Source organism: Caballeronia sp. INDeC2, assembly GCF_023631325.1.
GTDB lineage: Bacteria > Pseudomonadota > Gammaproteobacteria > Burkholderiales > Burkholderiaceae > Caballeronia.
Map to the genome: position 1 here is coordinate 216,474 of NZ_JALQDG010000001.1, position 25,287 is coordinate 241,760.

At 61.2% G+C, this 25,287-nt stretch carries 27 protein-coding genes and 1 tRNA gene; 6 read left to right on the plus strand and 22 right to left on the minus strand.

The window, feature by feature from the left end:
• Positions 1–190: 190 nt before the first annotated feature.
• The 3 genes from rsmD (at position 191) to NCS28_RS01095 (ending at position 2,573) form a co-directional block, all read left to right on the plus strand.
• The gene (gene rsmD / locus NCS28_RS01085; RefSeq protein ID WP_250512035.1) at positions 191–817 is read left to right on the plus strand and encodes a 16S rRNA (guanine(966)-N(2))-methyltransferase RsmD; all 627 of its coding nucleotides are present in this window, start codon (positions 191–193) and stop codon (positions 815–817) included.
• Positions 818–916: 99 nt separating this feature from the next.
• Positions 917–1,423, plus strand: coding sequence for a pantetheine-phosphate adenylyltransferase (coaD, locus tag NCS28_RS01090; protein ID WP_061116884.1), 507 nt, complete (start codon positions 917–919; stop codon positions 1,421–1,423).
• Positions 1,424–1,649: 226 nt separating this feature from the next.
• On the plus strand, positions 1,650–2,573 hold the full coding sequence (locus NCS28_RS01095) for a tyrosine-type recombinase/integrase (protein WP_250512036.1): 924 nt from the start codon (positions 1,650–1,652) through the stop codon (positions 2,571–2,573).
• Between the two features lie 240 nt (positions 2,574–2,813).
• Here NCS28_RS01095 and NCS28_RS01100 read toward each other — a convergent pair whose 3' ends face one another.
• The 3 genes from NCS28_RS01100 to NCS28_RS01110 form a co-directional block, all read right to left on the minus strand.
• Positions 2,814–3,452 (minus strand): hypothetical protein, encoded by a 639-nt coding sequence (locus NCS28_RS01100; protein ID WP_250512037.1) that lies wholly within the window; start codon positions 3,450–3,452, stop codon positions 2,814–2,816.
• Between the two features lie 633 nt (positions 3,453–4,085).
• A complete protein-coding gene (locus NCS28_RS01105; RefSeq protein WP_250512038.1) occupies positions 4,086–4,916 on the minus strand; it encodes a hypothetical protein in 831 nt (276 codons plus the stop codon).
• Entirely contained in the window at positions 4,913–5,875 is a 963-nt protein-coding gene (locus NCS28_RS01110) for a toll/interleukin-1 receptor domain-containing protein (RefSeq protein ID WP_250512039.1), read from the minus strand. Before NCS28_RS01110 ends, NCS28_RS01105 begins: the two co-directional genes overlap by 4 nt.
• A 506-nt stretch (positions 5,876–6,381) precedes the next feature.
• Between NCS28_RS01110 and NCS28_RS01115 the strand changes: the two genes are divergently transcribed.
• Positions 6,382–6,636: a YfhL family 4Fe-4S dicluster ferredoxin gene (locus tag NCS28_RS01115; protein WP_250512040.1), complete on the plus strand. Its 255-nt coding sequence runs from the start codon at positions 6,382–6,384 to the stop codon at positions 6,634–6,636.
• A gap of 15 nt (positions 6,637–6,651) precedes the next feature.
• On the opposite strand, the gene hisC is transcribed toward NCS28_RS01115, so the two are convergent.
• From hisC to NCS28_RS01155, 8 genes are all read right to left on the minus strand, one after another.
• The gene (hisC, locus tag NCS28_RS01120) at positions 6,652–7,722 is read right to left on the minus strand and encodes a histidinol-phosphate transaminase (protein WP_250512041.1); all 1,071 of its coding nucleotides are present in this window, start codon (positions 7,720–7,722) and stop codon (positions 6,652–6,654) included.
• A gap of 14 nt (positions 7,723–7,736) precedes the next feature.
• A complete protein-coding gene (gene pth / locus NCS28_RS01125) occupies positions 7,737–8,339 on the minus strand; it encodes an aminoacyl-tRNA hydrolase (protein ID WP_035497577.1) in 603 nt (200 codons plus the stop codon).
• 105 nt (positions 8,340–8,444) lie between these two features.
• The gene (locus tag NCS28_RS01130) at positions 8,445–9,065 is read right to left on the minus strand and encodes a 50S ribosomal protein L25/general stress protein Ctc (RefSeq protein WP_250512042.1); all 621 of its coding nucleotides are present in this window, start codon (positions 9,063–9,065) and stop codon (positions 8,445–8,447) included.
• Positions 9,066–9,216: 151 nt separating this feature from the next.
• Positions 9,217–10,170 (minus strand): ribose-phosphate pyrophosphokinase, encoded by a 954-nt coding sequence (locus NCS28_RS01135; RefSeq protein WP_035497580.1) that lies wholly within the window; start codon positions 10,168–10,170, stop codon positions 9,217–9,219.
• A 50-nt stretch (positions 10,171–10,220) separates the two neighbouring features.
• Positions 10,221–10,297 (minus strand) — tRNA-Gln (locus NCS28_RS01140).
• A gap of 54 nt (positions 10,298–10,351) precedes the next feature.
• Positions 10,352–11,233 (minus strand): 4-(cytidine 5'-diphospho)-2-C-methyl-D-erythritol kinase, encoded by an 882-nt coding sequence (gene ispE, locus NCS28_RS01145; protein WP_250512043.1) that lies wholly within the window; start codon positions 11,231–11,233, stop codon positions 10,352–10,354.
• Between the two features lie 19 nt (positions 11,234–11,252).
• Positions 11,253–11,879: a lipoprotein insertase outer membrane protein LolB gene (gene lolB / locus NCS28_RS01150; RefSeq protein WP_250512044.1), complete on the minus strand. Its 627-nt coding sequence runs from the start codon at positions 11,877–11,879 to the stop codon at positions 11,253–11,255.
• Positions 11,879–13,738, minus strand: coding sequence for a tetratricopeptide repeat protein (locus tag NCS28_RS01155; protein ID WP_250512045.1), 1,860 nt, complete (start codon positions 13,736–13,738; stop codon positions 11,879–11,881). The genes lolB and NCS28_RS01155 overlap by 1 nt, the downstream gene beginning before the upstream one ends.
• An 85-nt stretch (positions 13,739–13,823) precedes the next feature.
• On the opposite strand from NCS28_RS01155, the gene mutM reads away from it, so the two are divergent.
• Entirely contained in the window at positions 13,824–14,654 is an 831-nt protein-coding gene (gene mutM / locus NCS28_RS01160) for a bifunctional DNA-formamidopyrimidine glycosylase/DNA-(apurinic or apyrimidinic site) lyase (protein ID WP_250512046.1), read from the plus strand.
• 6 nt (positions 14,655–14,660) lie between these two features.
• Positions 14,661–15,722, plus strand: coding sequence for an A/G-specific adenine glycosylase (mutY, locus tag NCS28_RS01165; RefSeq protein WP_250512047.1), 1,062 nt, complete (start codon positions 14,661–14,663; stop codon positions 15,720–15,722).
• Here mutY and NCS28_RS01170 read toward each other — a convergent pair.
• The 11 genes from NCS28_RS01170 to kdsD form a co-directional block, all read right to left on the minus strand.
• Complete coding sequence (locus NCS28_RS01170) at positions 15,719–16,351, minus strand: LON peptidase substrate-binding domain-containing protein (protein WP_250512048.1); 633 nt, start codon at positions 16,349–16,351, stop codon at positions 15,719–15,721. The genes mutY and NCS28_RS01170 overlap by 4 nt on opposite strands.
• A gap of 59 nt (positions 16,352–16,410) precedes the next feature.
• Positions 16,411–17,283, minus strand: a complete 873-nt coding sequence (rapZ, locus tag NCS28_RS01175; protein WP_250512049.1) for an RNase adapter RapZ — start codon at positions 17,281–17,283, stop codon at positions 16,411–16,413.
• 82 nt (positions 17,284–17,365) lie between these two features.
• Positions 17,366–18,334, minus strand: coding sequence for an HPr(Ser) kinase/phosphatase (gene hprK / locus NCS28_RS01180; RefSeq protein WP_008351692.1), 969 nt, complete (start codon positions 18,332–18,334; stop codon positions 17,366–17,368).
• A gap of 185 nt (positions 18,335–18,519) precedes the next feature.
• Positions 18,520–18,975: a PTS IIA-like nitrogen regulatory protein PtsN gene (ptsN, locus tag NCS28_RS01185; protein ID WP_035497938.1), complete on the minus strand. Its 456-nt coding sequence runs from the start codon at positions 18,973–18,975 to the stop codon at positions 18,520–18,522.
• A gap of 415 nt (positions 18,976–19,390) precedes the next feature.
• Entirely contained in the window at positions 19,391–19,750 is a 360-nt protein-coding gene (gene hpf / locus NCS28_RS01190; RefSeq protein ID WP_106856893.1) for a ribosome hibernation-promoting factor, HPF/YfiA family, read from the minus strand.
• Positions 19,751–19,934: 184 nt separating this feature from the next.
• Entirely contained in the window at positions 19,935–21,452 is a 1,518-nt protein-coding gene (locus NCS28_RS01195; RefSeq protein ID WP_250512050.1) for an RNA polymerase factor sigma-54, read from the minus strand.
• A 152-nt stretch (positions 21,453–21,604) separates the two neighbouring features.
• Positions 21,605–22,387, minus strand: a complete 783-nt coding sequence (gene lptB / locus NCS28_RS01200; protein ID WP_250512051.1) for an LPS export ABC transporter ATP-binding protein — start codon at positions 22,385–22,387, stop codon at positions 21,605–21,607.
• Entirely contained in the window at positions 22,384–23,070 is a 687-nt protein-coding gene (gene lptA, locus NCS28_RS01205) for a lipopolysaccharide transport periplasmic protein LptA (protein ID WP_250512052.1), read from the minus strand. The genes lptB and lptA overlap by 4 nt, the downstream gene beginning before the upstream one ends.
• 30 nt (positions 23,071–23,100) lie before the next feature.
• Positions 23,101–23,703, minus strand: coding sequence for an LPS export ABC transporter periplasmic protein LptC (gene lptC, locus NCS28_RS01210; RefSeq protein WP_250512053.1), 603 nt, complete (start codon positions 23,701–23,703; stop codon positions 23,101–23,103).
• 5 nt (positions 23,704–23,708) lie between these two features.
• Complete coding sequence (locus NCS28_RS01215; RefSeq protein ID WP_250512054.1) at positions 23,709–24,248, minus strand: KdsC family phosphatase; 540 nt, start codon at positions 24,246–24,248, stop codon at positions 23,709–23,711.
• On the minus strand, positions 24,248–25,231 hold the full coding sequence (kdsD, locus tag NCS28_RS01220) for an arabinose 5-phosphate isomerase KdsD (protein ID WP_250512055.1): 984 nt from the start codon (positions 25,229–25,231) through the stop codon (positions 24,248–24,250). Before kdsD ends, NCS28_RS01215 begins: the two co-directional genes overlap by 1 nt.
• Positions 25,232–25,287: the final 56 nt, after the last annotated feature.

A 25,287-nucleotide genomic window follows, 5' to 3' on the forward strand; every position in this document is an offset into this window, starting at 1 on the left:
CGCGCTTTCGAGTCGCTACGCGCGAGGCCTGCGCGATGGGATAGTAGCCACATATTTTATCAGGCGCCGCCGTCCGCGCCCGTGCGGCGCCCGGCGTGGCGCGCGCGTGTGGTAACGTTGGCTTTCATTGCCCGCGCCGGCCGATCTTCAAACAAAAATGGCCGGCGAAGCCCAATCCAACAGTCTTTTTATGCCCCGCTCGTCCGCTACACGATCCACCTTGCCCAGCCATACGCCGTCGCGCGGAGGCAAACCTCACACGATCCGCATCATCGGCGGAGACTGGAAGCGCACGCCGCTGCCCGTGCTCGATCTGGACGGCCTGAGGCCCACGCCGGACCGCGTGCGCGAGACGCTCTTCAACTGGCTCGGCCAGGATCTGAACGGCCAGAACTGCCTCGACATGTTCGCGGGCAGCGGCGCGCTCGGTTTCGAGGCGGCGTCGCGCGGGGCGGCGCGTGTGCTGATGGTCGAAAGGAGCGGGAAGGCGGCCGCGCAGATAAGGGCGAACCAAGCGAAGCTCGGCGCGCGCAACATCGAGATCGCGGAAGCGGATGCGCTGCGGCTCGTCGCGAGCCTCGCGCACGGTTCGTTCGACGTGATCTTTCTGGACCCGCCGTTCGGCGATCAGGCGTTGCTCTTGCGCGCGCTGGAACTGGCGGCGCCGCTCGTCGCGCAGGATGGGGCAATTTACGTCGAATGCGGCGATCCGCTGGATCTGACTGGCATCGATGCGCTCGCAGGCTGGACCGTCGTGCGCGAAGGCAAGGCGGGTGCAGTCCGCTATCATTTGCTGCGCCGCGAAAATGAGGAATAATGCGCGTTCCCGATTTTGGTACAGCCAATCTCACGGGGAATGAGGGAGAGTTGGTCGTCGTGGCCACGCGGCCCAACGTAAATAGAAGAGGAGAAGCTCATGGTTGTCGCCGTGTATCCGGGTACGTTCGACCCGCTCACTCGTGGGCATGAAGACATCGTCCGGCGCGCGTCGAGCATTTTCGATCAGCTCGTCGTGGGCGTCGCGCACAGCCAGGCAAAGAAGCCGTTTTTCTCGCTGCAGGAGCGGCTGGATATCGCGCACGAGGTTCTCGGGCATTACCCGAACGTGCAGGTGAGCAGTTTCACCGGGCTACTGAAGGATTTCGTGCGCAAGAACAACGCGCGCGTCATCGTGCGCGGACTGCGCGCCGTATCCGACTTCGAGTACGAGTTCCAGATGGCCGGGATGAATCGCTATCTGCTGCCCGATGTCGAAACGATGTTCATGACGCCATCCGATCAGTATCAGTTCATCTCCGGCACCATTGTGCGCGAGATTGCGCAGCTGGGCGGCGACGTGAGCAAGTTCGTGTTCCCGTCGGTGGAAAAGCGGCTGATCGACAAAGTCGGTATTCTGTCGCAGAAGGATCCTGCGGCGCCCTGAGCGCCGGGCCCGCGCGCTTCGTCGTTATCGAATGAGGCGCGCGGGCGTCATGCCGGTTTCGAAACCGGCGCAAGAGAGTGAAGCATGTCTTTGATCATTACCGACGAGTGCATCAACTGAAAAGTGGGGTCATATCAATTCGGTAACCGTAGGCTGAGGCTTTTCAGCATTTTCAATTGCACGAAGTCATGTTTTTGCAACTCAACCGCAACTCAGAGACAAAAGCATGGCGACATTCAGTCAACGCAATGGGCGTTGGCAGATCAAAATAAATCGTAAGGGCTTTCCTACGCAGTACAAATCGTTTTCAACGAAAGCCGAAGGCCAGATTTGGGCGCGTTCCGTCGAAACCGCAATGGATGACGGGACGTGGGTCGATCCAGCCGGTACGACCGAAATAACCTTCGGCAAGCTGCTGGAGCGGTACAAAGAGTCGGTTACACCGACAAAACGCAGCAGGCGCAGCGAGGAATACCGCATTGGAAAAATGATGCGGCACAAGATCGCTGAGTACAGCATGGGCAACCTCACAACCAGCATACTCGCGGACTATCGCGATCAACGACTCAAGGACGCGTCGAACTCATGCGTCTGTCGCGAACTGGCGACAATCAGTGCAGCCATAACGCATGCTCAGCGCGAGTGGGGGCTTAGCCTCAACAATCCTGCAAAGCTTGTCAAGAAGCCGCGATTACCGCCTGGTAGAAATCGCTTGTTGAAGCCTGCAGAGCTTGAGCGGCTGTTGCATGAATTGCATGCAGAGCGTCACGAGTCGCGTAGCAAGTGGCTTGTGCCGCTAGTTAAGCTTGCGCTCGAAACGGCAATGCGTCAGGGCGAATTGCTGTCTCTACTCTGGAGGCATGTTGACCTTGAGCGACGCGTCGCATATTTGCCCATCACAAAGAATGGCAAGGACCGATATGTTCCGCTGAGTAGCGCAGCCATCGCGATTCTTGAAAGTCTGGAACGCGTTGATGAGCGCGTTATCCCGATCACTCAGAACGTCGTGCTCTGCGCATGGCCGAGAGCCTGCAGGCGCGCTGACATTGAAGATTTTCACTTCCACGATCTGCGTCACATGGCAACAACTCGACTTGCGCAGAAACTGCCTGCTCAGTGTCAGTTTTCGGGACGAGATCGGATTTATTGAGGGGCGCTTGGGCCGGAGCAGAACCCGCGAACTTCTTGTTAGTGCCAAAGCGGCCAAACATCGAGTTCCGGGAAACGCGGGATTGAGCTTGCATGATTAATTTCCTTGAAAAGTTTGTTAATGCCGATCAGTTAATCGACAAAACGAACTTTAAACAGGAGCGAAAATGCAAAATAGCCCGCGCAGTACCGAACGGGCCATACTTGCCTGCAAGTGGTTAACCGTTTGCAGGCAAGTCGTTCACTCTTTACTACCAAACGACATACCGTCCAGCCACTTGGTGATCGTGCGTTCGGCCTGATTCTCAGACAGTTCGATTTCGAGTTCAGCCGCCTTCGCAAGAACTGCTTTCTTGACGGACAAGGCTGCATTGCGCTTGCTCGGGTATGGGTCTCCGTTGGGCTTGGCGGCTGCTTCCTTTCGCGCAAACTGTCGGAGCGGCGCGTACATCTCATCGCGCTTGTTTGCTCCCGCACGTGAACGCTCAGACAAGGCATCCTTGCGAGCGCCTTTCATGAAGCCAACGCCGAATGCGACGCCCATCCAATACTGGGCATGTCCGACGCCGATCCATGCGTTTTCGAGGTCATCTGCAGACCAAGATGCCAACGCACCGAGCGCATAGGCACAAGACAGTCGCATCATGTCGATGTTGCTGACTCCCGTATCGGCCGTTTCAAACCTGTCCTCGATTTCGTTCGGGTCGATATGCTGAGATACGAGCGCGTCGATAACGTCCGGCTTAAAATCGGCAGCAGTCTTATCGATGCCGAGGTTTTCGTACATCTGTGACAACTGGTCGAGCACCTGAAAAGCCATCGCCTGACATGCGGATCCGTCGTCGGTAGGGGTGTTTTTGATCGAGTGACCTGAACTCATCGATTTAATCGTTCCGTGCGTTGTGGTATTGGGCTAAGACGTGTCTGATGCCGTGTGTACGAGGCAGATGTTGATTTGGCATGGGCTGTGAATTCGAAGCGCAGCTCGTGGGAACGGCGTTTCGGCGCGCTCTTCCGCTTCGTAGCTGCACCCGCAGCGAAGCCAAGCGGCGAAACGTGTGGCAGCTTTTCTGCCAGGCCGTAGGGCAAATTGTCGGTCACACCGACGTTTGGGCGCAACCGGCGCATACGGTCTCGGTCGAAGCGCAGGGCGCTTGGCAATGGCGGTTTGGCGCGCTCTGTAGCTCTACACACGCTCCGCGCGAAAGCCGTGCTGCCAGATGCTTGGTGACGTTTTTGGCAAGCCAGAAGTCGGACCCCGTTGCTGTGTGCGCAAGTCCGATTATCGGACTTGCGGGTTGCACGCTGAGCGGGCAGCTTGCCGACGCGAAGGAGGTCCGTTTAGTCAGGGCTCTGCCGCTTGGGCAAGGACGCGCTTTGCCAATTTGCCTTATCCGCGGGATTGACCACGTCACAGTTTGACGAATCTCAGTCGAGGCGTTTGCCGAATCGGGAGGCTGCGCCCGGTGTTAGCAAGCGTGTAAATGCGGCACTGTCGGATGCCCCACCGGCATCAGATTGCGCCGAATCGCTTTAAGAGTTCGAGCTGCTTCTGCAGCTTCTCAATATCCATGCTGGAATCCAGCGTGACATTGACATTGAAGACAGCACGTGGCCCCGGTTGAGCGCCATTCGCCGGTGGCGAATCGGAGGCGGTTTCGCTGCTACTGCTAATTGACGTTGCTATGCCCGTTTCCGTCTCCGTGTCGGCGTCAGCGTCACTCTCCGTCCCGGCCACCTCGTCTGCCGATACATCCACAGGCAAGTCCGGCTCTATGGTGCTTACGTCGGTAACGCTCGGCGTAGTCGAAACATCGACCGATGCCATATGCGTAACGCGATCACCTTCAACGGCCACCAGACCCGCGATCAGCATGCCAGCAAGATATAACTCCACACAGGTTTCTGTCTCGTCGGGATGGACCTTTAAGTCCGCAGCGCGTTGCTTCAGCTTGGCCTTCGTAACAGTGTCACCGTGGAAAGTATCGAAGAGCCTCTTGAACACTGCGGGCTTTAGCATCGCCCGTCTATACAGCGGAATCAACTCCTCTTGCGGTGACGCTGCGATCTGCTTCGCCAACGCATCGGCAGAGTAATTCGACTTCGCATCGCCGGTGAGGAAGCCATACTGCTTTAAAGCTGACAATCGGATGTCACCGGTGCTACCCTTTGCTCCAAGCACGCCGGGATAGATAACATCCTTAGGCTGTGCACTGACGTGCGTCTTGCTGACTAACTTTCGGGCGTAGATAAGCGCATCTTTAAGCCCCACTCGCGGAAAAATGGCGCCGCCTTTTCTCCCGCCCTTGGGCATCTGGCGTATCTTTTTCTCTTCAGCAGTCATACATCACCCTTCAGTGCATTGAGCAGATCGTCCAAGCCGGCCTTATAAGACTTCGAGAAATCGGCGTACCGCTTGTCGGCGATAATCTGTGGCATGGGCGAGTCATCAAGCTTCAGCGGCAAGATATGAACCTTTCGCCGTTGTACCTCATTAACGAGCGCATTGTTCAATTCTTTTTGAACCCAAGTAGAGTTAGCTGAATGCTCGCTCATACCGATCAGGAAGAAGTCGGAGCCAGCCAAGCCTTGAGCTATCTTTTCAGGTATCGAGTCTCCAACGCGTATTCGTTGCTCGTCGAGCCACACATCAATCCCGTTCGCAGTGAGATCGGCCGCGAGTTGACGGATGAAGGGCTTGTCCATTGAGCTGTGTGACAGGAACGCAATGCGCCGGTCTCTATCCTCCTTGTGGCGCAGCTCTTTCTTGCTCTCAGCCGCATCGACGAGGTCCTCAGCAACCAGACTTGGTTGCAGCGCACCAAGCGACTGGGCCCATTCAAGCAGAGGATTGAGATCGCCTGGAACGAACGGCGAGATTCCAGCAAGCGTCGCCGCCTTGCGCAGGGCAACGTCCGTCTTATCGCCCAGTCTGAGAAACTGGCGTACTCCGGTTAAAAGCGGATGCCGAACGAGTGCCTCCTTGACCACCGCTTCCTTCTGTTCTTTAGAACCCTTGTAGGGGTAGGGAAGCACCAATGCGTAGCCCGACCCGATACTGTCGACTAGCCCAATCTGACAGGCGTTCTTCAATAGCTTGCCCGCCGTTCGCGGGTCAATCCCAGCAAACTGGGCCACTAGGCCGTTTGAAGTTTTGTCCAGCCACGCGATCGCATCCAGTACGAAGAACAGCGAGTCAAGTTTAGCCGGCTCGAACCGTTGCGAATTAGTGGACTTTGGAAGTCGCTTCGGGGGTGTTTTCTTTGCGGCGGTCTTTTTTTTCGGCGTTGTTTTGGTCACCATTGTGTATCTCTGCAAGCCGCCGCGAAGGTCACTCCTGGCCAGACGTCGACGGTATTACCCGTTTGTACCCCTTTGAGATTCGTGACAATTTACCACACGCGCCCGACGTCGAAGTCGCGCGCTTTAACACACTCGGCTGTTTGCGTCGGCGTCGTCAACGCCCGATCTGCCTCGACTCCAAGGCAGCGAGCGCTTCAATGACAATTGGTTGCAGAGTTGAGCTAAGCACTCGCTGCGATTCGTTTGTGCCCAAGTCGATCACATATATTTTCGGGCCCATTGAAATCGCGTCGTTCGGGCACTCGGGCTCGCATACGTCGCAATTGTGTAGAAACGTCTTGCTGGTCATGGCGGCGCATGCTATCTGACTTTGCGCGCTGCACAATTTGCAACACCTATGCAACTCAGCCGCAACACGCAAACGTGATTTTGGGCAGTCATGCGCGACCGTCGATAGGCTGAAAAAGCTATAATGTATTGTTTTTTTTAGCAAAGTTGGTGGCAGCATGTCTTTGATCATTACCGACGAGTGCATCAACTGCGACGTTTGCGAGCCCGAGTGCCCGAACGACGCCATTTCGATGGGTCCGGACATCTACGTGATCGACCCGAACAAATGCACGGAATGCGTCGGCCATTTCGACGAGCCGCAGTGCCAGCAAGTGTGCCCCGTGGAATGCATTCCGCGCGACCCGGCGCACGTCGAGTCGCCTGAGCAGTTGATGGCCAAGTACCACGCGCTGATGGCGGCGAAGGGCTGATAAGCCCTTCGCGTCCTACCCGATCAGCCCGTTCAGCGCGGCGACGAGCGCATTGCATTCGTCGGGCGTACCGATCGAGATGCGCAGATGCTGATCGATGCGCTGCAGCTTGAAGTGGCGCACGAAAATCTCTTTCGCCTTGAGTGCAGCGGCGAGCGCGGCGGCATCGTGCGCGGGATGTTTCGCGAACACGAAGTTGGCGGCCGACGGCACCACGTCGAAGCCGAGCGCTTGCAGTTGCGCGGTCAATGTCTCACGGCTCGCGATGACCTTCGCGCAGCTTTCCTCGAACCACGCCTGATCCTCGTACGATGCGAGCGCCGCGACCTGTGCGAGGCGATCGAGCGGATACGAGTTGAAGCTGTCCTTCACGCGTGTGAGCGCTTCGATGAGCGCCGGATCGCCGAACGCGAAGCCGACGCGCATGCCCGCCAGCGAACGCGCTTTGGACGTCGTCTGCACGACGAGCAGGTTCGGATAGGCATCGATCAGATTCACGGCCGATTCCGCGCCGAAATCGACATACGCTTCATCGATGATCACGGGCGCGTCCGGATTCGCCTTCAGCAGCACTTCGATTTCCGAAAGCGGAAGCGCGCGGCCCGTCGGCGCATTCGGATTGGGAAGCAGCACGCCGCCGCCTGGGGCGCGGTAATCGTCGACATCGATTGCGAAATCCGCGTTCAAGGGCACGGTCTCGTATTCGACGCCGTAGAGCTGCGCGTAGACCGGATAGAAGCTGTACGTGATGTCCGGGAAAGCAATCGGCTTGTCGTGCTTGAGCAGCGCCTGGAACGCGTGCGCGAGCACTTCGTCGGAACCGTTGCCGGCGAACGCCTGCTCGATGCGCAGCCCGTGATGCTTCGCAACCGCTTCGCGCAGCGCGCGCGCGGTCGGATCGGGATATTTACGCAGCGACGCGCCGCCATCTTCGCCGAGTTCGCGGCGAATCGCTTCGACGACGCGCGGCGACGGCGGATACGGGTTCTCGTTCGTGTTGAGCTTGACGGGATGCGCGAGCGCGGGCTGCTCGCCCGGCACATACGGCGTCAGACGATGGACGATATCGCTCCAGAAACGGCTCAAGGTCGGCTCCAAAATCAAGAGTTGCGGTGCAGGTTCATCATCGCACGCTCGGTTTCGCCGGCGACGACGAAGGGCATCACGGCGAGCGCGCGCTCGATCGACTGATCGATCACGTCCTGTTCCTCGCGGCGCGGCGGCTTGAGCACGAAGTTCGCGACATCGGGCTTCGCGCCCGCGCGCGCGCCTTCGGGAATTAGATCGCGCGGATGTCCTATCCCGATGCGCAACCGCCAGTATTGCTGCGACGACAGATGCGCAGAAATATCTTTGAGCCCGTTGTGCCCGCCGCTGCCGCCGCCGAGTTTCATCTTGACGGTGCCGGGCGGCAGATCGAGTTCGTCGTGCGCGACGAGAATCTCGTCGGGAAGAATCTTGAAGAACTGCGCGAGCGCGACCACCGATTGTCCCGAGCGGTTCATGAAGGTCTGCGGTTCGAGCAGATGCACTTCGTGGCCGTGCAGACGTCCCTTGCCGTAGAAGCCGTGAAAGCGGCGCTCGTCGCGCAGCGTCGCGCCGGCATCGCGCGCGAACTGGTCGACGAACCAGAAGCCCGCGTTATGCCGCGTCGCGGTGTACTCGGCGCCCGGATTGCCCAGGCCGACAATCAGCTTGATCATGTCGAATCATGTAGAGCGAAAAAAAACCCGCCGGGGCTTGCGCGCCGGCGGGTCACGTCGACCGTTCTTGCGAACGGATCGAGAGGATAGCGATATTCCGCGAGCTTACTCGGCCGCCGGCTTTTCGCCTTCAGCAGCTTCGCCAGTCCCTTCCGACACGACAGCGGCCGGAACGGTAGCCGAGGCCACCACCGGGTTTTCCGCTTCGACGGAAACCGTCAGGCTCACGCCCTTCGGCAGCGGGATGTCCTTCGCGTGCATCGTCTGACCGGCTTCGATCTTCGCCAGATCGATTTCCAGGAACTCAGGCAGGTCTGCCGGCAGGCATTCCACTTCCAGTTCCGTCACGACGTGCGAGATCACCGCGCCCGCCAGCTTCACGGCCGGGTTGGTTTCCTGGTTCATGAAGTGCAGCGGCACCTTGGTGTGCAGCTTCTTCTTCGCGTCGACGCGCTGGAAGTCCACGTGCAGCACGAGCTGCTTGAACGGGTGGTATTGCACGTCGCGCAGCAGAACCTGTTGCGACTTGCCGGCTACTTCCAGGTCGAGAATCGACGAGTGGAAAACTTCTTTCTTCAGGGCATGCCACAGGGCGTTGTGGTCGAGTTCGACCAGTTGAACGTCCGTTTCACCACCGTACACGATACCCGGGGTCTTGCCCGAGTTGCGCAGGCGGCGGCTCGCACCCGTACCTTGCTTGCTACGCTCGAAAGCGACGACTTTCATGTTTCACTCCTCTATCTGCCCGCGACCAGGCAGGGAAACCGGGATCATCGAAAATTTGCGATCCCAAAACAAGCGACGCGAACCTTCGTTCGTTCGCGCCGATCATGCAAAAACGCGAAGCGTGCGCCTCGCGTTCCTTGCTCAATTCTGTTTAACCTTCGGCGAAGAGCGACATCACCGAGTCGCCGCGCCGGATTCGGGAGAACGTCTCCGCGAGCAGACCCGCGCTCGACAGCAGACGGATCTTCGGGCACGCGAGCGATTCGGACGACAACGGAATGGTGTCCGTGACGACGAGCTCGTCCAGTTGCGACGCCGCGATGCGTTCGCCCGCGCCACCCGACAACACCGGGTGCGTGGCATACGCGAAGACCTGCTTCGCGCCGCGATCCTTCAGCACTTGCGCGGCCTTGCACAGCGTGCCTGCGGTATCGACCATGTCGTCCATGATCACGCAGGTGCGTCCTTCCACTTCACCGATGATGTTCATCACCTCGGCGACATTCGCCTTCGGACGGCGCTTGTCGATGATCGCGAGGTCGGTGTTCAGTTGCTTGGCGAGCGCACGCGCGCGCACCACGCCACCGACGTCCGGCGAGACGACCAGCAGATGATCATGGTTCTGCTTGCGCAGATCGCCGAGAAGGACGGGCGTAGCGTAGATATTGTCGACGGGAATGTCGAAGAAGCCTTGAATCTGGTCGGCGTGAAGGTCCATGGTGATCACGCGATCAACGCCGGCAATTTCCAGCATGTTCGCGACGACCTTCGCCGATATGGCCACACGCGCGGAACGCGGACGGCGGTCCTGACGCGCATAGCCGAAGTAGGGGATGGCTGCGGTGATCCGGCCAGCGGATGCGCGCTTGAGCGCATCGACCATGATCATCAGTTCCATCAGGTTGTCGTTCGTGGGAGCGCAGGTGGACTGCAGAACGAATACGTCTTTGCCCCGAACGTTTTCCTGAATCTCGACCATGATCTCGCCGTCCGAGAAACGGCTGACCATCGCTTTGCCGAGAGGAATTCCAAGGATTTTGACGACTTCCTGAGCAAGCGCGGGATTTGCGTTGCCAGTAAAAACCATCAGGCCGTCACTGCTCATCGTGCACCTGTCTGCGGCTGGAGGCGAGAGGAAAAACGCGAGAAAAAGAATGGCAGGGGAGGAAGGACTCGAACCCTCGCATGCCGGAATCAAAATCCGGTGCCTTGACCAACTTGGCGACTCCCCTACACTAACTTTGAGTCTTGCCGGGAAGTGTAGGACATGCCCGACAAAACAAAACCTATGACGCGAAAGCGAAGAGAGGATGAGAATCCAGACTCGCTGTGACCACGCTTTTCCAGCTTGCCGGCAGTTTGGCTTGCGCCATTTCTGCTTCGGCTTGGCTACGGAAAGCGGCAAACACGCTTGCTCCGGATCCGGTCATTCGCGCCGATGCGAGATTGGAAAACCACTCGAGCACCTTTGCAACTTCCGCGTACTTTCCTGCGACTACAGCCTGCATGTCATTTCGACCGAAGCTGTCTGGCCAGCTTGTGTCTGACCTTTGCGCTGCAAGAAAGTCCATCATTGTGGCGACTTTCGTATCCCTTGTCAAGGCCTTTTCCGAAAAAATCGCCGCGGTGGGAACGTGAACATCGGGTGTTACTACCAGGAAGAAACGGTTGGGCAGATCGACTGCCTGGAGCGTTTCACCTACACCTTCTGCGAATGCATTTTGCCCGAAGACAAAAAACGGCACGTCCGCGCCGAGTTGCAGGCCGAGATTCTGCAGAATCCCACGCGAAAGATCAACACCCCAGAGACGATTTAACGCCAAAAGAGTTGTCGCCGCGTCGGAACTGCCTCCGCCGAGGCCTGCGCCCATCGGCAGACGCTTGTCGATCTCGATTTCGACGCCGAACTTCGTGCCCGTGTGCCGCTGAAGCAGGCGCGCCGCCCGTACGACGAGATCGTCCGCTTCGGGCACGCCCGGCACCTCGGTCTTGCGCGTGATCGCGCCGTCGTCGCGTCGCTTGAAGTGCAGGCGGTCGCCCCAATCGAGCAACTGGAAGACGGTCTGCAGCGAGTGATACCCATCCGGACGGCGGCCCGTAATGTGCAGGAAAAGGTTCAGCTTCGCGGGCGCGAGGCAGTCACGGAGCGAATCGTTGGATGAAGACATGCGTGATGCGACTGCGAAGTTATTGATCGAGCACGAGCTTGATGTCGAGCGGCGGTTCGTTTCGCGAGAGGTTCACGCGTTTTACGCCTGTCGCCGGGGCATCGGCGTAGGCCAGATAGTCGATCGTCCATCCGTCCTGCTTGATTTCCTTCGGACGGCCGTTGTTCGATTCCGGATCGAGCGTCGTCTTTGCGCGCGAACTCGGCGCCGCCGACGGCTGCAGCCAGTAGCGCAGGCCTTCGACCGGCAACGCGAAACCGAGCGTGTTCTGCATCAGTTGGGAGACGTTGTCCGCGCTCACCGGCTGCCGGTTGGGCAGTTCGAGCGTGGCGAGCGACGGCGATGAAGTCACGATCGCCATCGTCTGGCCGAGCGGATTGCGCAGTTGCAGCGTGACCGTATCGCCCGTTTCCTGCCAGTCGAAATTGCCGTACGCATTGCGCTGCGTGCCGTTCTGATCGTTGTACTGCACGGCGAAGCGTCCGTGGTATTCACGGCTCGTCTGCGTCGCGAGCGAAGTGGATGCGTTCGTCGTCGTGGGAACGCGCGGCTGGAGCGCGCAACCCGACATCACCAGCGCGGCGGCCGCCGCGATGCCGAGCGCGCCGCGTCGAAGCGATGCGCCGGCGAGAAAATCGAATGCCATCAAAGGTCGTTTACCTGGAGTCGTTTTAGCGTTTTGACGAGCGTGTCGTTGTCGGGTTCGAGCTTTTGCGCCTGCCGCCATGTCGCGCGCGCCTGATCCTGCTGTCCGGATTTCCACTGGACTTCACCGAGATGCGCGCCGATTTCGGCATTCGGCTGAAGGTTATAGGCGTTCTTGAGAATCTTCTCGGCTTCGGCCGCATTGCCCTGACGGAAACGCGCCCAGCCGAGGCTGTCCATGATGAACGCATCGTTCGGTGCGAGCGAGACCGCCTTCTCGATCAGCTTGACCGCTTCGTCGAGCCGCTGATTGCGATCGACGAGCGAATAGCCGAGCGCGTTGTACGCCTGCGGATTGTTCGGCTGCGTGCGCATCAGCGTGCGCAGCTGCGCCTCCATGACGTCGTAATGGCCGTTCTTTTCGGCGGCCATCGCGTAGTCGTAGACAAGATCGGGATCGTCGGGGAATGCGGCCACCGCTTTCGCGAGATTGTCCTCCGCTTCCTTGTAGCGATGCGCCTCGAAAAGAATCGCCGAATCGGTGCGCGCGAGCAGCGCGAGATCGCGCGGATCCGAGCTCTGCAGGCTGCCGAGCAGCGCACGCGCGTCGTCCACCTTGCCTTGCTTCGCGAGCAGTTGCGCGCGCGTGATCTGCGCGGGCAGATATTGCTGGCTCGTGCGCGGGATCTTGTCGAGCCACTGGCTCGCGCTGGCGTCGTCCTTCTGTTCGAGCGCGAGTTGCGCGAGATAGATGTAGGCCTGACCGGGGTCTGCGCCCGGCGTGCTTTCCGCCGTCTTCGCGTAGAGATTCAGGAAGTCCTGCGCCTTGTCGAACTGTTTCTTCTGGATGTTGATGAGCGCGAGCGCCATCAGCGGCGTCAGGTCCTTCGGGTCGTTCTTGCGCATGATTTCGAACTGCTTCTGCGCGTCGTCGAGCCTGTCGGACGACAGATACAACTGCGCGAGCGCAAGCCGTGCGTCATGCGATTTCGGATTCTTGTCGAGATATTTCTCGAACGAGGCGATGCCTTCCTTGCGTTCTTCCGGGCCCATGCGCGCGAGCGTCAGCGCGGCGGGCAGATAGTCCGGCTTGAGTTGCAGCGCTTTTTCAAGTGAGGCTTTCGCGCCGGGCTGATCGTCGGCGATCAGTTGCTGGCGCGCGAGCGCGAGTTGCGCTTCGGGCCGGCTCTGATCGTTTTGCGTCAGATCCTTGAGCACGTTCAGCCCGCCGACGCGATTCGGTCCGCGCGCGAGCAGGCTCTGCAATGAAAGGATGGCCTCGCCGCGCTGATCCGGCGACACCTTCGCGAGCTCGCGCTCGAGCGTGGGCTTCGCGTCTTCCGGCTTGCCGCTCACGATCAGAAGCGATGCGCTCAACTGCGCCGCGCGATCCGAATGCGGCGCGAACTGCTGCCAGAGCTGCGCTGACGTCAGCGCGTCGTTCGGACTTTGCGCCGCGATCGCGATTTCGGTCGCGCGCTGTGCGAAACGCGGATCGTGCGTGTCGCGGGCAAGGGAGAGATAAGTCTGGAATGCAGGCGCCGGCTGTCCGCGCTGCAACGCGACTTCGGCCGCCAGAACCTGGAACACGATCTGACTGGACATTGCCACGTTCGGCAGATCCTGTGACTCCGCGCCGCTGACCGGTGCGGTCAGCAGATCCGCGGCGTTTTGCGCGTCGGATTGATCATCGGTGCTCGGAACGGGCGTCGCGTTCGGCTCCTGGGCGTGCGCGGGGACGCACGCGAGCGCGGCCATCGCTAGCGCAATGGCGCCGGCGATTCGCGACATTGGCATAGCGAACGAATGCGCCGAGCTGGCCTGACGCTTCGCAAACAGCTTCGTGACGAACGAGTTCATGGAATTCCAGACGATGTTTCAGTCGATTGTAACGCGGTGGCTAAAATACCGGCACACTCGCCCCAGCAAGTCTCTCTCCAGAAAAATGCCCGAACTGCCGGAAGTCGAAGTCACCCGCCGGGGAATCGAGCCCTACGTCGCCGGACGGCGCGTCGAGCACGTCGATGTGCGCACGCCCGCGCTGCGCTGGCCCATCCCACCGCATCTTCCGAAGACGCTCGGTCATCTGAAGATCGAGAAGGTCGAGCGGCGCGGCAAGTATCTGCTGTTCGAAACGGCCGAAGGATGGCTGATCGTCCATCTCGGCATGACGGGCACGTTGCGCGTGTTGCGGCACGTGCCGAAGCCGCCTGAAGCGGCGAAGCACGATCACGTCGATATCGTCTTCGACGACTTCATTCTCCGTTTCCGCGATCCGCGCCGCTTCGGCGCGATCCTCTGGCATCCGCGCGCGGACGGCGACGTGCTCGATCATCCGCTGCTCGCGACGCTCGGCGTCGAGCCGTTTTCGCCGGAATTCTCCGGCGCGCTGCTGTTTCGCGCGACGCGCGGGCGCAAGGTGTCGGTGAAGCAGGCGCTGCTCGCGGGCGGGATCGTCGTGGGCGTGGGGAATATCTACGCGTCGGAGAGCCTCTTTCGCGCGGGCATCCGGCCGACGACCGCCGCCGGCCGCATTTCGCTGGTGCGCTACGATCTGCTGGCGGACGCGGTGCGCGTGACGCTTGCCGCCGCCATCGACAAGGGCGGCAGCACGCTGCGCGATTTCGTCGGCAGCAACGGCGAATCCGGCTACTTTCAGCTCGACTATTTCGTCTATGATCGCGCGGGCTTGCCGTGCCACATCTGCGGAACGGCGATCAAACAGATCGTCCAGGGACAGCGCTCGACCTACTTCTGCCCACGCTGCCAACGCTAATTTCCGATGCTCGCTCTCACCGATTTTTCGTCGCGCCTCATCGCGTGGCAACGCATTCACGGCCGCCACGACCTGCCGTGGCAGAACACGCGCGATGCGTATCGCATCTGGCTGTCGGAGATCATGCTGCAGCAGACGCAGGTTTCTACCGTCATCCCGTACTACGCGCGTTTTCTCGAGCGCTTTCCGACGGTGACGGCGCTCGCCGATGCGCCCATCGACGATGTCATGGCGCTCTGGGCCGGGCTCGGTTACTACTCGCGCGCGCGCAATCTGCATCGTTGTGCGCAGGTCGTGGCGCACGAGCACGGCGGCGCTTTTCCGCGGACGGTCGAGGCGCTCGCGATGCTGCCGGGCATCGGACGATCGACGGCGGCGGCGATCGCGTCGTTCGCGTTCGGCGCGCGCGCGACGATTCTCGACGGCAACGTGAAGCGCGTGCTCGCGCGCGTGTTCGGTATCGAAGGGTTTCCAGGCGAAAAGCGCGTCGAGAATGCGATGTGGGCGCTCGCAGAATCGCTCTTGCCGGACGCCGCGAACAAGGATGAAGCGACCGCATACACGCAAGGCCTCATGGACCTCGGCGCGACGTTGTGCGTGCGCGGAAAGCCGGACTGCGTGCGATGTCCGTTCGCATCGGATTGCGTCGCGAAGGTCGAAGGACGCCAACGAGAGCTACCCGGCGCACGCCCGAAGAAAGCCGTCCCGACGCGCAAGACATGGATGCTGATCCTGCAGGACGGCGGTTCGATTCTTTTGCAGAAGCGTCCGTCGGTCGGCATCTGGGGCGGACTGTGGAGCTTGCCCGAGGCCGCGGACGAAGCCGCGCTGGCGGAAGTCGCGCGCGATCTCGGCGCCGACGAACCGCTTCAGCGACTCGCGCCGCTATCGCACGCCTTCACACACTTCAAGCTGGATATCGAGCCGCGTCTCGGCGAAGCGCGCAACGCATCGCGCGAGTTGATGGACGCGCAAACCGTCTGGGCGCCGCTCGCGAAGATCGACGCCTACGGCGTGCCTGCACCGGTGCGCAAACTCATCGACGCGCTGAGCGGCTCGCTCATCTAAAGCAGTTGATGGTGCTGCATGTAGTGATGCACCACGTCGATGCGCGCGCCGGCGTCCATCAGCTCCATGAGCTTCTGGCGAGCGCGCATCGGGATCGGCAGGATTTCGGCGAGGCGGTTGGATACCCAAGTCGGATCGTCGAATAGAAACGGCTCGACGAAGGGCAGGTTCTGCGGCTCGCGCTCCTTGATCGTATCGATGATGCGCTCCAGCACTTCCGCGCACGCGCCGAACTTTGCGAGCGCTTCGACGCCCTGCAGCGGCTGATCGTCGCCCAGCAACTCGGCGGTGCCGACGAGCAGATTGCTCGGTTCCACACGATGATCCGTCAGCCTGAAGCGCGCGGTGCCGCGAGCCTGAACGAGCAGGAGGCCGAAGGTATCGACATCGCATTCCGCGATCTCGGCAAGACAGCCGATATTCTCCGGCACCGAAGGGTCGCCCGGCGACGCGACCTCGTGCCCGCTCTTCAGCAGGCAAACGCCGAACGGCGTTTTCTCGCGCAGACACTCGCGCGCCATGTCGAGATAGCGCGCTTCGAAAATCTTGAGCGGCAAGAGGCCGCCGGGAAACAGCACGGTATGAAGCGGAAACAGCGGCAAGTCAGCCAGAACGGGATTCGAAGACATCGCGCCCCTCCAGGGTGGACCGCCAGCGCGGCGATCGGATTCGCGTGTGAGGCGCGCTGTCACCCAGCCGGGATGGGCGCGTCACGATGCCGCACGATCACGTTTGCCGTGTCGCAAAAGCGCGCGGCGAGCGCCTCCGCGATGAACACCGAGCGATGCTGCCCGCCCGTGCAGCCGATCGCGACGGTCAGATAGCTGCGGTTGTCGTCGCGAAAACGCGGCAGCCATTTGCCGACGAACGCGCCGATGTCGTCGATCATCTCGCCCACTTGCGGCTGGGCGGACAGGAAATCGATGATGGGTTTGTCGAGGCCCGTGAACGGGCGCAACTCGCGGTCGTAATACGGGTTGGGCAGCGTGCGCACGTCGAATACGAGATCGGCGTCGAGCGGCACGCCGCGTTTGAATCCGAACGATTCGAACATGAGCGTGAGATCGGCGGCGTCCGTCTCGACGAAACGCTTGACCCATGCGCGCAGCACGTTCGCGCGCAGGTTGCTCGTGTCGATCTGATGGCCGTACTCCGCCAGCCCCGCGACCAGTTCGCGCTCGCGCTCGATCGCTTCGGCGAGCGAGTTCAGCAAGCCGACATCGGCTTCGCGCATCGGCGGGCCGGACAGCGGATGACGCCGGCGCGTCTCGGAGAAGCGCTGAATGAGCGACTGCGTGCTCGCGTTGAGGAACAGCACGCGCAAGTCGTAATCGTCCGAGAGCGTGCGGATGATGGCCGGAACGTCGTCGAGCGAATGGCTCGAACGCGCGTCGATCGCGACGGCGAGACGCGTCTGGCCTTCCTTCGCCAGATAGCCGGCGAGTTCGGGCAGAAAACGCGGCGGCAGGTTGTCGACGCAATAGTAGCCGCCGTCTTCGAGGGCGTTCAGCGCGACGGACTTGCCGGAACCGGAGATGCCGGTGATCAGGATGATACGCATGGGTCTCGAGGGGTTCGCTTTCTCTTAGCTTAGCACCTGCGCCCGATTCGTTTCGGCACACGCCACGTTCCGTGATACGCGCTCAGATCAGCTTGCCGGGAAACTGGCTGTCGGGGTCCTGCATTGCAAGGCGTTGACGGTCCATGAAGTCGCGCAAGGTATCGATGCCGCGCAGCTGCAGGATCGTGTTGCGCACGGCCGCTTCGACCAGCACGGCGAGGTTGCGGCCCGCCGCGACCTGAATCGTCACCTTGCTGATGGGCAGCCCGAGCACATCGACGGTCTGGCTTTCGAGCGGCAGGCGCTGGAATTCGCCATCCGGCCGGCGCACGAGCTGCACGATCAATTTGAGCTTCATCTTCCGGCGCACGGCGGTTTCACCGAAGATCGTCTTGATGTCGAGAAGGCCTAAGCCGCGCACTTCGAGCAGATTCTGCAAGAGAGGCGGGCAGCGCCCTTCGACGAAATCCGGGCCGAGGCGCACGAAATCGACGGCGTCATCCGCCACGAGGCCATGACCGCGGCTGATGAGCTCCAGACCGAGTTCGCTCTTGCCTAGACCGGAGTCGCCGGTGAGCAGCACGCCCATGCCTAGAATGTCGATGAACACGCCGTGAAGCGTCGCGCGCGGCGCGAGTATGCGCGACATGTAGGCGCGCAGGCTGTCGATCACGGCGGCCGCGGACATGCGCGTGGTGAAAAGCGGCGTCGATGAACGCGTGCAGCGCAGAACGAGTTCCGGCGGCGCGCCCACTTCGCCCGCGACGACCAGAAACGGCGGCTCGAGCGCGATCAGTTCTGCCATGTGGCGCGAACGGTCTTCGTCGGACTGACGCTGGTAGTAGTTGATCTCGGCGTCGCCGAGCACCTGGATACGGTTCGGGTGAATCAGATTCAAGTGGCCGACGAGGTCGGCGCTCGATGTCGCGTTCGCGACCGTCTCGCTCGAAAAGCCGCGTTCCCAGCCTTCGTGCCCGGTGAGCCAGCTGAGCTTCAGAGCGGCGGCGTTGTCGTCAAAAATGCTTTGGGCGTTGATGCTGGACGTATCCATGAGACCGGAACTCCGTTGGAAGCCGGGAGCAGCCTTTGCGTAACGACGAAGCGGGTCGCTTCAATACGCCGCATGGCGCTGCGTTTGACCGATTGTGCCCCAGAAGCTTTACGTAAGCGAGGCGCGTCCGGCGCGAAAGCAGCACGGACGCGCCTCGGACGCGTATCGCCAGGTTCGTGTGGCTCTTACGGTTGCCATTGCGTGAGCACTTGATAAAGCGCCTCACGATTTTCTTCCTTGTGCAGACGCTCGCGCGCCTCGCTGTCGGAGAGCAGTTGTGCGATCTCCGAGAGAATTTCAAGATGCTGCTGCGTTGCCTGCTCGGGCACGAGGAGGAAGATGAGCAGCGAGACCGGCTGGCCGTCGGGCGATTCGAACGCGACGGGTTCGGCAAGGCGCACGAAGGCGGCGAGCGGCTGCTTCAGCCCTTTGATGCGGCCGTGCGGAATGGCGACACCTTCGCCGAGGCCGGTCGAGCCGAGACGCTCACGCGCGAAGAGATTGTCGGTGACGGTGCTGCGGGCGATGCCGTTCTGGTTCTCGAAAATCAGGCCCGCTTGCTCGAATACGCGTTTCTTGCTGGTAACGGACAGTCCGAGAACCACGTTCTCGATGGGAAGAAATTTGGCTAAACGATTCATGTTGGCAGGCTGATGCGTGGCCTGATAGCTCCTCATCGTGGCCGCTGTCTGAAAGCGCTCACGGCGATGGTGATACGGAAAGTGCGCTGGCGGCGTTTCCTGCAGCGTGCCTGTCGTGCGACCCCGAAAACAACCGGATCATTATAGAACAGGGCACAGCTCGATGGTGCGCCGCGCAAATGCACCATTTTGCGATCCAATGTGCAGGACAAAGCTCAGAAAATCAATGGCTTGTCGCACTCGAAGACGAAAATCCAACAAAAAAAGCCGCCAGTTAGAGGCGGCTTCGGTTCGGTGCATGGCCGGATCGGTCTGTTCCGGATAGTCGAGGAGCACCTCGAATCATGCCCGCCGTCGTGCGCGGCGGGCTTTGCTGTCATCCGTGAATCGACCGGCGAGCGTGCGCAATGTGCGCTCAGGGCGACGGCGCTTCCAGTTCGTGCGGCTCGCCACGGTACTTCACGGATTCGTGGGCGTGGCCCTGAATCTTGTCCTTGTGCTTGATGACTTGCCGGTCCAGCTTGTCGACCATCAGATCGATGGCGGCGTACATATCAGCGTCACAACTCTCGATAAAAATGTCCTTGCCTTTCAGATGCAGGTTGATTTCCGCCTTCTGCCTCTTTTCCTTTTCCCTATGATTGTCGACCGAGAGGACAACGTTGCCGTCGATGACTTGATCGAAATGACGGAGCACCCTGTCCAGTTTCGTGATCACGTACTCGCGCAACGCAGGCGTCAATTCGAGGTGGTGTCCACTGATCTTCAGATTCATAGTTGCTCTCCAAGCTAATGGCCGTGAGATCACGTCGGCTCGTCCGATACCGGTCGGCAATGCGTCCCGTCAGCGCGTCATCCTGGCGCGACTGATAAACGGGCCGCATTGGCCGGCACGTCCGCGCTCTCGCGATGCGGCCGGTAAACGCCCATCACAACACGCGATGGACTACAGAGACGGGTCATAGAGACTTGCGCAGATTCACTGCGGGGATCTTGAGGGCTTCGCGGTACTTGGCGACGGTACGGCGCGCGACCACGAATCCTTGTTCCGCCAGCAGTTCGGCGATGCGGCTGTCTGAAAGAGGAGTTTTGGGGTCTTCCGCTCCTATCAGTTGCTTGATGAGGGCTCGGATCGCCGTTGACGATGCCGCGCCTCCTGTGTCGGTCGAGACGTGCGATCCAAAGAAGTACTTAAATTCAAGCGTCCCGAACGGGGTGAGCATGTACTTGCCTGTGGTCACACGAGAAACCGTCGATTCGTGTAATCCCAGCGTATCAGCAATCTCCCGCAAAACCAAGGGCCGCATGGCGATTTCGCCATGTGCAAAAAAGTTCTTTTGACGCTCCACAATTGCCTGCGCGACACGCAGAATCGTCTCAAACCTCTGCTGAATATTTTTGATGAGCCAGCGCGCTTCCTGAAGTTGCTGACGCAGCGAGCCGCTGCCCGGATCGCCGCGATTGTTGCGCAGGATGTTGGCGTACAAATGGTTGATCCGCAGTTTCGGCACGATCTCCGGATTCAATTCCGCCGTCCATCCGCTCGCGGTCTTTCGCACGAGAATGTCCGGCACCACGTAGTCCGCTTCGCTCTTGCCGTACGCCGCGCCCGGGAAGGGTTCCAGCGACTTGATCAGCAGATGCGCGTCACGCAGGGCGTCGTCGCTGGCCTTCAGCTGCTTGCGCAGACGCGTGAAGTCGCGCGCCGCGAGCAGTTCCAGATGATTCGTGACGATATCGAGCGCCAACGTGCGCGTGGGCGAGCCGTCGAGCCGCAGCAATTGCAGCTTCAGGCATTCCGATGCCGAGCGTCCGCCCACGCCGGGCGGATCGAAGCTCTGCAGCAAGGCGAGTGCCGCGCTCAACTCGTCCAAATCGACTTCGAGTTCCTCGGGAAGATCGGTCTGCACCTCATCGAGCGATGACGTCAGATACCCGTCCTCGTCCAGCGACTCGATCAGGAACGTGACGAGCGCGCGATCGCGCTGATTCGCCGCGGTCATGCGCAATTGCGCGGTCAGATGGTCGCGTAGCGTCGTGGTCGATTCGTGGATTTGCAGCGGCGGAAGATCGTCGTCGTCGGACGCATTGTTCGCGCGGCCGTAGTCTTCGAGGTTCCACGAGCTGGAATCCTGACCGCTGTCCGAACCCAGTCCGTTGTACTCGTCGACGCCTTGCGGCTCGCTGTTTTCCGAACGTTCGGAACTCGAGGAACTCGATGCCGAGCCGTTGCTCATCATCGAGTCGGACGGAGTGTTCTGTCCTGCCGGAGCCGCAATCAGCGAGCCGTCCGCGGCGACGCGCAGCGGGCTCGTGATCCAGTCGTCGTCATTCTCGAGCAACGGATTCTGAGCGACGGCCATCGCGACTTCCTGCTGCAGTTCGAGCGTCGACAACTGCAGCAGCCGTATCGACTGCTGAAGTTGCGGGGTGAGCGCAAGATGCTGCGAGAGGCGGAGTTGGAGGCTGGCTTTCATGGCAAAGTTTTATTCATTGTAGAGAGTTTGCCACGCGCGCGAAACCTCGCGGGGATTCCAAAAAAGCGCATGCCGCCCCGGAGGGCGGCACGTAAGTATTGCTGCATTCGCATGATGCGGCGCACGAAGCGCACCGCTTCCGAGACCATGCGTCACATGCGGAAATGCTCGCCGAGATAGACGCGGCGTACGCTTTCGTTCTCGATGATCTCGCTCGGCGCGCCCGCCGCAAGTACGCTGCCGTCGCTGATGATGTACGCGTGATCGCAGATGCCGAGCGTCTCACGCACATTGTGGTCCGTTATCAAGACGCCGATGTTGCGCTGCTTCAAAAACTTCACGATCTTCTGAATTTCCAGCACGGCGATCGGGTCGACGCCCGCGAACGGTTCGTCAAGCAGAATGAAGCTCGGATTCGTCGCGAGGGCGCGCGCAATCTCGACACGACGGCGCTCGCCGCCCGACAGCGACAGTGCCGGATTCTCGCGCAGATGCGCGATCTGCAACTCGTCGAGCAAGGCTTCCGCGCGCTGGGTTATGGCGTCTTTGGACAGGCGCTTGCCGGATTCATCGGTCTGCAGTTCCAGCACCGCGCGAATGTTCTGCTCGACGGTGAGCTTGCGAAACACCGAGGCTTCCTGCGGCAGATACGACAAGCCGAGATGCGCGCGCTGATGGATCGGCAAGAGGCTGATCGAGTTGCCGTCGAGGTCGATCTCGCCGGCATCGAGCGGCACGAGGCCGACGATCATATAGAACGACGTGGTCTTTCCCGCGCCGTTCGGACCGAGCAGGCCGACGACTTCGCCGCTCTTCACGTCGAGCGACACGTCTTTCACCACGGTGCGCGATCCGTAACGCTTCTTCAGATTGCGGACGACGAGCGAACTCGACTGGCCTTCCGGCTTGCGGTGGGGCTTGGAGGTCGAATTCACTGCTGCGGCTCTCCCTGAATGCTGTTCGACGGCGACAGCGTGGCGGGCGATCCGTTCAGCGGCGCGGCGCCGCCCGAGCGCGGCGCGAGCATCGCGCGCACGCGGCCGCTCGGATTGCCGGGACCGGCCTGGTCCTTGCCCGCCGTTGCCGTATAGAAATCCTTCTGGCTGTCGTAGGTGATCACGCTGCCGTGCACTTCGTCCTGAACTTTCGTCAAGCCCTGCAGGCGGCGCACGACGGCGCGTGTCGTGAGCTTCGTGAAGTCGTTCTTGCCGTCGTAGTCGATGCGTACCGCATTGCCGTCGATGTACTCGTCCAGCCCGTCGCGCTTCTGGCGGAAGTAGGAGAGGTTGTTGCCGGTGGACGTGCCGGTCGCATATTGATAACCCTGCGGGTCCTGCGTGACTTCCACGCGATCGGCCTTGATGACGATCGTGCCTTTAGTCGCGACCACGTGACCGGTGAAGATGTTCTTCTGGCCTAGATCGTCGTAGGACATGTTGTCCGCTTCGATGTTGAGCGGCTTGTCGCGGTCGGCCTTTTCGGCGTGCGCGGGCAGCGCGGCCAGCGCAACGGCGATGGTCAGCGCGGCGGCGAGCCCGGCCCGCGCGGCGTGCGCGGCGCGGTGAGCGAGCGTTGCGCACGCATGGCCGCCATCGGGACGAGGGAACCTTTCGTTCATGCAGTCACAATTCGGATGGGAGTGCCGGGATTACTTGGACGAGCCGCCGTTGATATCCGTGGCGGCGATTGCACCGCGCACGTTACCGAAGAGCTTCATTACCCGGGTCACGTTGTTGTAGTTCATGCCAGAGGCCGTCATCACGGACGGGCCGCGCTGAAGTCTAACCGGTTTTTCCGTTTCGATGACATCGTCGTTCACCAGCACGCGAAAATGCTGGGAATCGGCCTGCATCTGCGGATCTCCGTAGCCGGCGGCGCGCAGGATGCGGGCGTCGTCATAAAGATCGACGATCGAGACGTCGCCGTTGACCGTGCCGCGCTGGGCCGTCGCCGTGACGGTCGGCTTCATCGGCTGGAACATGCGCATTGCGGGGAGCGTCAGGTCGCTGATCTCGTCGTCTTCGTAATGCACCATGGACTTCGCGGTCAGACGGTATTGCGTCGTGCCGGTGGCGTCGAGCTCGGAAACGGAAAAGTTTTCGGCGAAGTAGTCGGGCGTGTGGCGCTTCTCCGGCGCGGGCGCCTGCTGAGCGGGAGGCAGCGTGGCCTGCAGCAGCCAGTAGGTGATGCCGGCGAGCGCCGCCATCGCAAGGAGCGGCAGGAGCGAGGCGAGCTTTCCGGGACGCTGCATGGGCCTTAGCCTCCGAGCGCCGCGGCGAGCAGTTCGTCGTAGCGATGTTGTGCGCGCAGGATCGCGTCGCAGACTTCGCGCACCGCGCCGTGGCCGCCGCGCGCTTCCGCGACCCAGTGCACGCGCTGGATCACTTCGGGATGCGCGTTCGCGGGCGCGGCCGCGAAGCCGCAGCGGCGCATGACCGCCAGGTCGGGCCAGTCGTCGCCCATATACCCGCATTCGCCGGCGGCGATGCCGGTCGCGTCGAGCAATTCCGCGAGCGCGACGGTTTTATCGGCGACGCCCTGATAGAGATGCGTGATGCCCAGTTCGCGCGCCCGCGCCGCGACGATGCCCGACTGCCGGCCCGTGATGATCGCCGTCTGCACGCCGACGGACTGGAGCATTTTGACGCCGTGGCCGTCGAGCGAATTGAACGACTTCATCGTGTCGCCGTCGGCGGTGAAGTAGAGGCTGCCGTCGGTGAAAACGCCGTCTACGTCGAACACCATCAGCTTGAGGCGGCTCGCGCGTTCGGCGGCGGTGGAAGGCTTTTGCGCCATCAGATTACCTTCTTGGAGAAGAGGTCGTGCATGTTCAGTGCGCCGATTAAAGTGGCATCGGCATCCACGACCAGCATCTGATTGATGCGATAGCGCTCCATCAGTTCCACGGCTTCGACCGCGAGATGATCCGGCGCGATCGTGCGCGGATTACGCGTCATGACATCGACGAGCTTGAGCGCGCGGAAATCGCCGTCGCGCTGGAGGATGCGGCGCAGGTCGCCGTCGGTGAAAATGCCGTGCACGTGACGATTTTCGTCGATGACCGCGGTCATGCCCATGCGCTTGTCGGTGATCTGGAAGAGCGCGTCCGAAACGGTCGCGTCGAGCGAGACGACCGGCACTTCGTCGCCCACGCGCATCACGTCGCGCACGTAGGTGAGCAGGCGCCGCCCGAGCGCGCCGCCCGGATGCGAGCGCGCGAAGTCGTCGGGACCGAAGCCGCGCGCATCGAGCACGGCGACGGCGAGCGCGTCGCCGAGCGCCATCGCGGCCGTCGTGCTGGCCGTGGGCGCGAGATTCATCGGGCACGCTTCCTTTTCGACGCGCGCGTTGAGGTGCATGTCGGCCAATTGCGCGAGACTCGATTCGGGGCGGCCGGTGATTGCGATCAGCTTCGCCCCGAGACGCTTGATGAGCGGCAGAATGGCGACGAGTTCCTCGGTTTCGCCCGAGTTGGACAGCGCGATGAAGATGTCGTCGGCGGTGACCATGCCGAGGTCGCCGTGGCTCGCTTCGGCGGGATGCACGAAGAACGCGGGCGTGCCCGTGCTCGCGAGCGTCGCGGCGAATTTGCGCGCGACATGGCCGGACTTGCCGATGCCCGAAACGACCACGCGGCCGCGACAGCCGAGCAGCGTTTCGACCGCGCTCGTGAAGTTTTCGTCGAGAAGTTCGGAAAGCCCGCGAACGGCTTCCGCTTCGATCTGGATTACGTTGCGAGCCAGCGCCAATGCCCGGTCGCCATTGATTTTCGCTATCATGCGCGGAGTATAGCAAAGGCGTTTCTGAGCCGCCCCGCCGCGAGCTCGCCGCGCCG

Coding starts and splice junctions, on each gene's coding strand:
- rsmD (WP_250512035.1), top strand. CDS start 191: ATGCCCCGCTCGTCCGCTACACGATCCACCTTGCCCAGCCATACGCCG.
- coaD (WP_061116884.1), top strand. CDS start 917: ATGGTTGTCGCCGTGTATCCGGGTACGTTCGACCCGCTCACTCGTGGG.
- NCS28_RS01095 (WP_250512036.1), top strand. CDS start 1,650: ATGGCGACATTCAGTCAACGCAATGGGCGTTGGCAGATCAAAATAAAT.
- NCS28_RS01100 (WP_250512037.1), bottom strand. CDS start 3,452: ATGAGTTCAGGTCACTCGATCAAAAACACCCCTACCGACGACGGATCC.
- NCS28_RS01105 (WP_250512038.1), bottom strand. CDS start 4,916: ATGACTGCTGAAGAGAAAAAGATACGCCAGATGCCCAAGGGCGGGAGA.
- NCS28_RS01110 (WP_250512039.1), bottom strand. CDS start 5,875: ATGGTGACCAAAACAACGCCGAAAAAAAAGACCGCCGCAAAGAAAACA.
- NCS28_RS01115 (WP_250512040.1), top strand. CDS start 6,382: ATGTCTTTGATCATTACCGACGAGTGCATCAACTGCGACGTTTGCGAG.
- pth (WP_035497577.1), bottom strand. CDS start 8,339: ATGATCAAGCTGATTGTCGGCCTGGGCAATCCGGGCGCCGAGTACACC.
- NCS28_RS01130 (WP_250512042.1), bottom strand. CDS start 9,065: ATGAAAGTCGTCGCTTTCGAGCGTAGCAAGCAAGGTACGGGTGCGAGC.
- NCS28_RS01135 (WP_035497580.1), bottom strand. CDS start 10,170: ATGAGCAGTGACGGCCTGATGGTTTTTACTGGCAACGCAAATCCCGCG.
- ispE (WP_250512043.1), bottom strand. CDS start 11,233: ATGTCTTCATCCAACGATTCGCTCCGTGACTGCCTCGCGCCCGCGAAG.
- lolB (WP_250512044.1), bottom strand. CDS start 11,879: ATGGCATTCGATTTTCTCGCCGGCGCATCGCTTCGACGCGGCGCGCTC.
- NCS28_RS01155 (WP_250512045.1), bottom strand. CDS start 13,738: ATGAACTCGTTCGTCACGAAGCTGTTTGCGAAGCGTCAGGCCAGCTCG.
- mutM (WP_250512046.1), top strand. CDS start 13,824: ATGCCCGAACTGCCGGAAGTCGAAGTCACCCGCCGGGGAATCGAGCCC.
- mutY (WP_250512047.1), top strand. CDS start 14,661: ATGCTCGCTCTCACCGATTTTTCGTCGCGCCTCATCGCGTGGCAACGC.
- NCS28_RS01170 (WP_250512048.1), bottom strand. CDS start 16,351: ATGTCTTCGAATCCCGTTCTGGCTGACTTGCCGCTGTTTCCGCTTCAT.
- rapZ (WP_250512049.1), bottom strand. CDS start 17,283: ATGCGTATCATCCTGATCACCGGCATCTCCGGTTCCGGCAAGTCCGTC.
- hprK (WP_008351692.1), bottom strand. CDS start 18,334: ATGGATACGTCCAGCATCAACGCCCAAAGCATTTTTGACGACAACGCC.
- ptsN (WP_035497938.1), bottom strand. CDS start 18,975: ATGAATCGTTTAGCCAAATTTCTTCCCATCGAGAACGTGGTTCTCGGA.
- hpf (WP_106856893.1), bottom strand. CDS start 19,750: ATGAATCTGAAGATCAGTGGACACCACCTCGAATTGACGCCTGCGTTG.
- NCS28_RS01195 (WP_250512050.1), bottom strand. CDS start 21,452: ATGAAAGCCAGCCTCCAACTCCGCCTCTCGCAGCATCTTGCGCTCACC.
- lptA (WP_250512052.1), bottom strand. CDS start 23,070: ATGAACGAAAGGTTCCCTCGTCCCGATGGCGGCCATGCGTGCGCAACG.
- lptC (WP_250512053.1), bottom strand. CDS start 23,703: ATGCAGCGTCCCGGAAAGCTCGCCTCGCTCCTGCCGCTCCTTGCGATG.
- NCS28_RS01215 (WP_250512054.1), bottom strand. CDS start 24,248: ATGGCGCAAAAGCCTTCCACCGCCGCCGAACGCGCGAGCCGCCTCAAG.
- kdsD (WP_250512055.1), bottom strand. CDS start 25,231: ATGATAGCGAAAATCAATGGCGACCGGGCATTGGCGCTGGCTCGCAAC.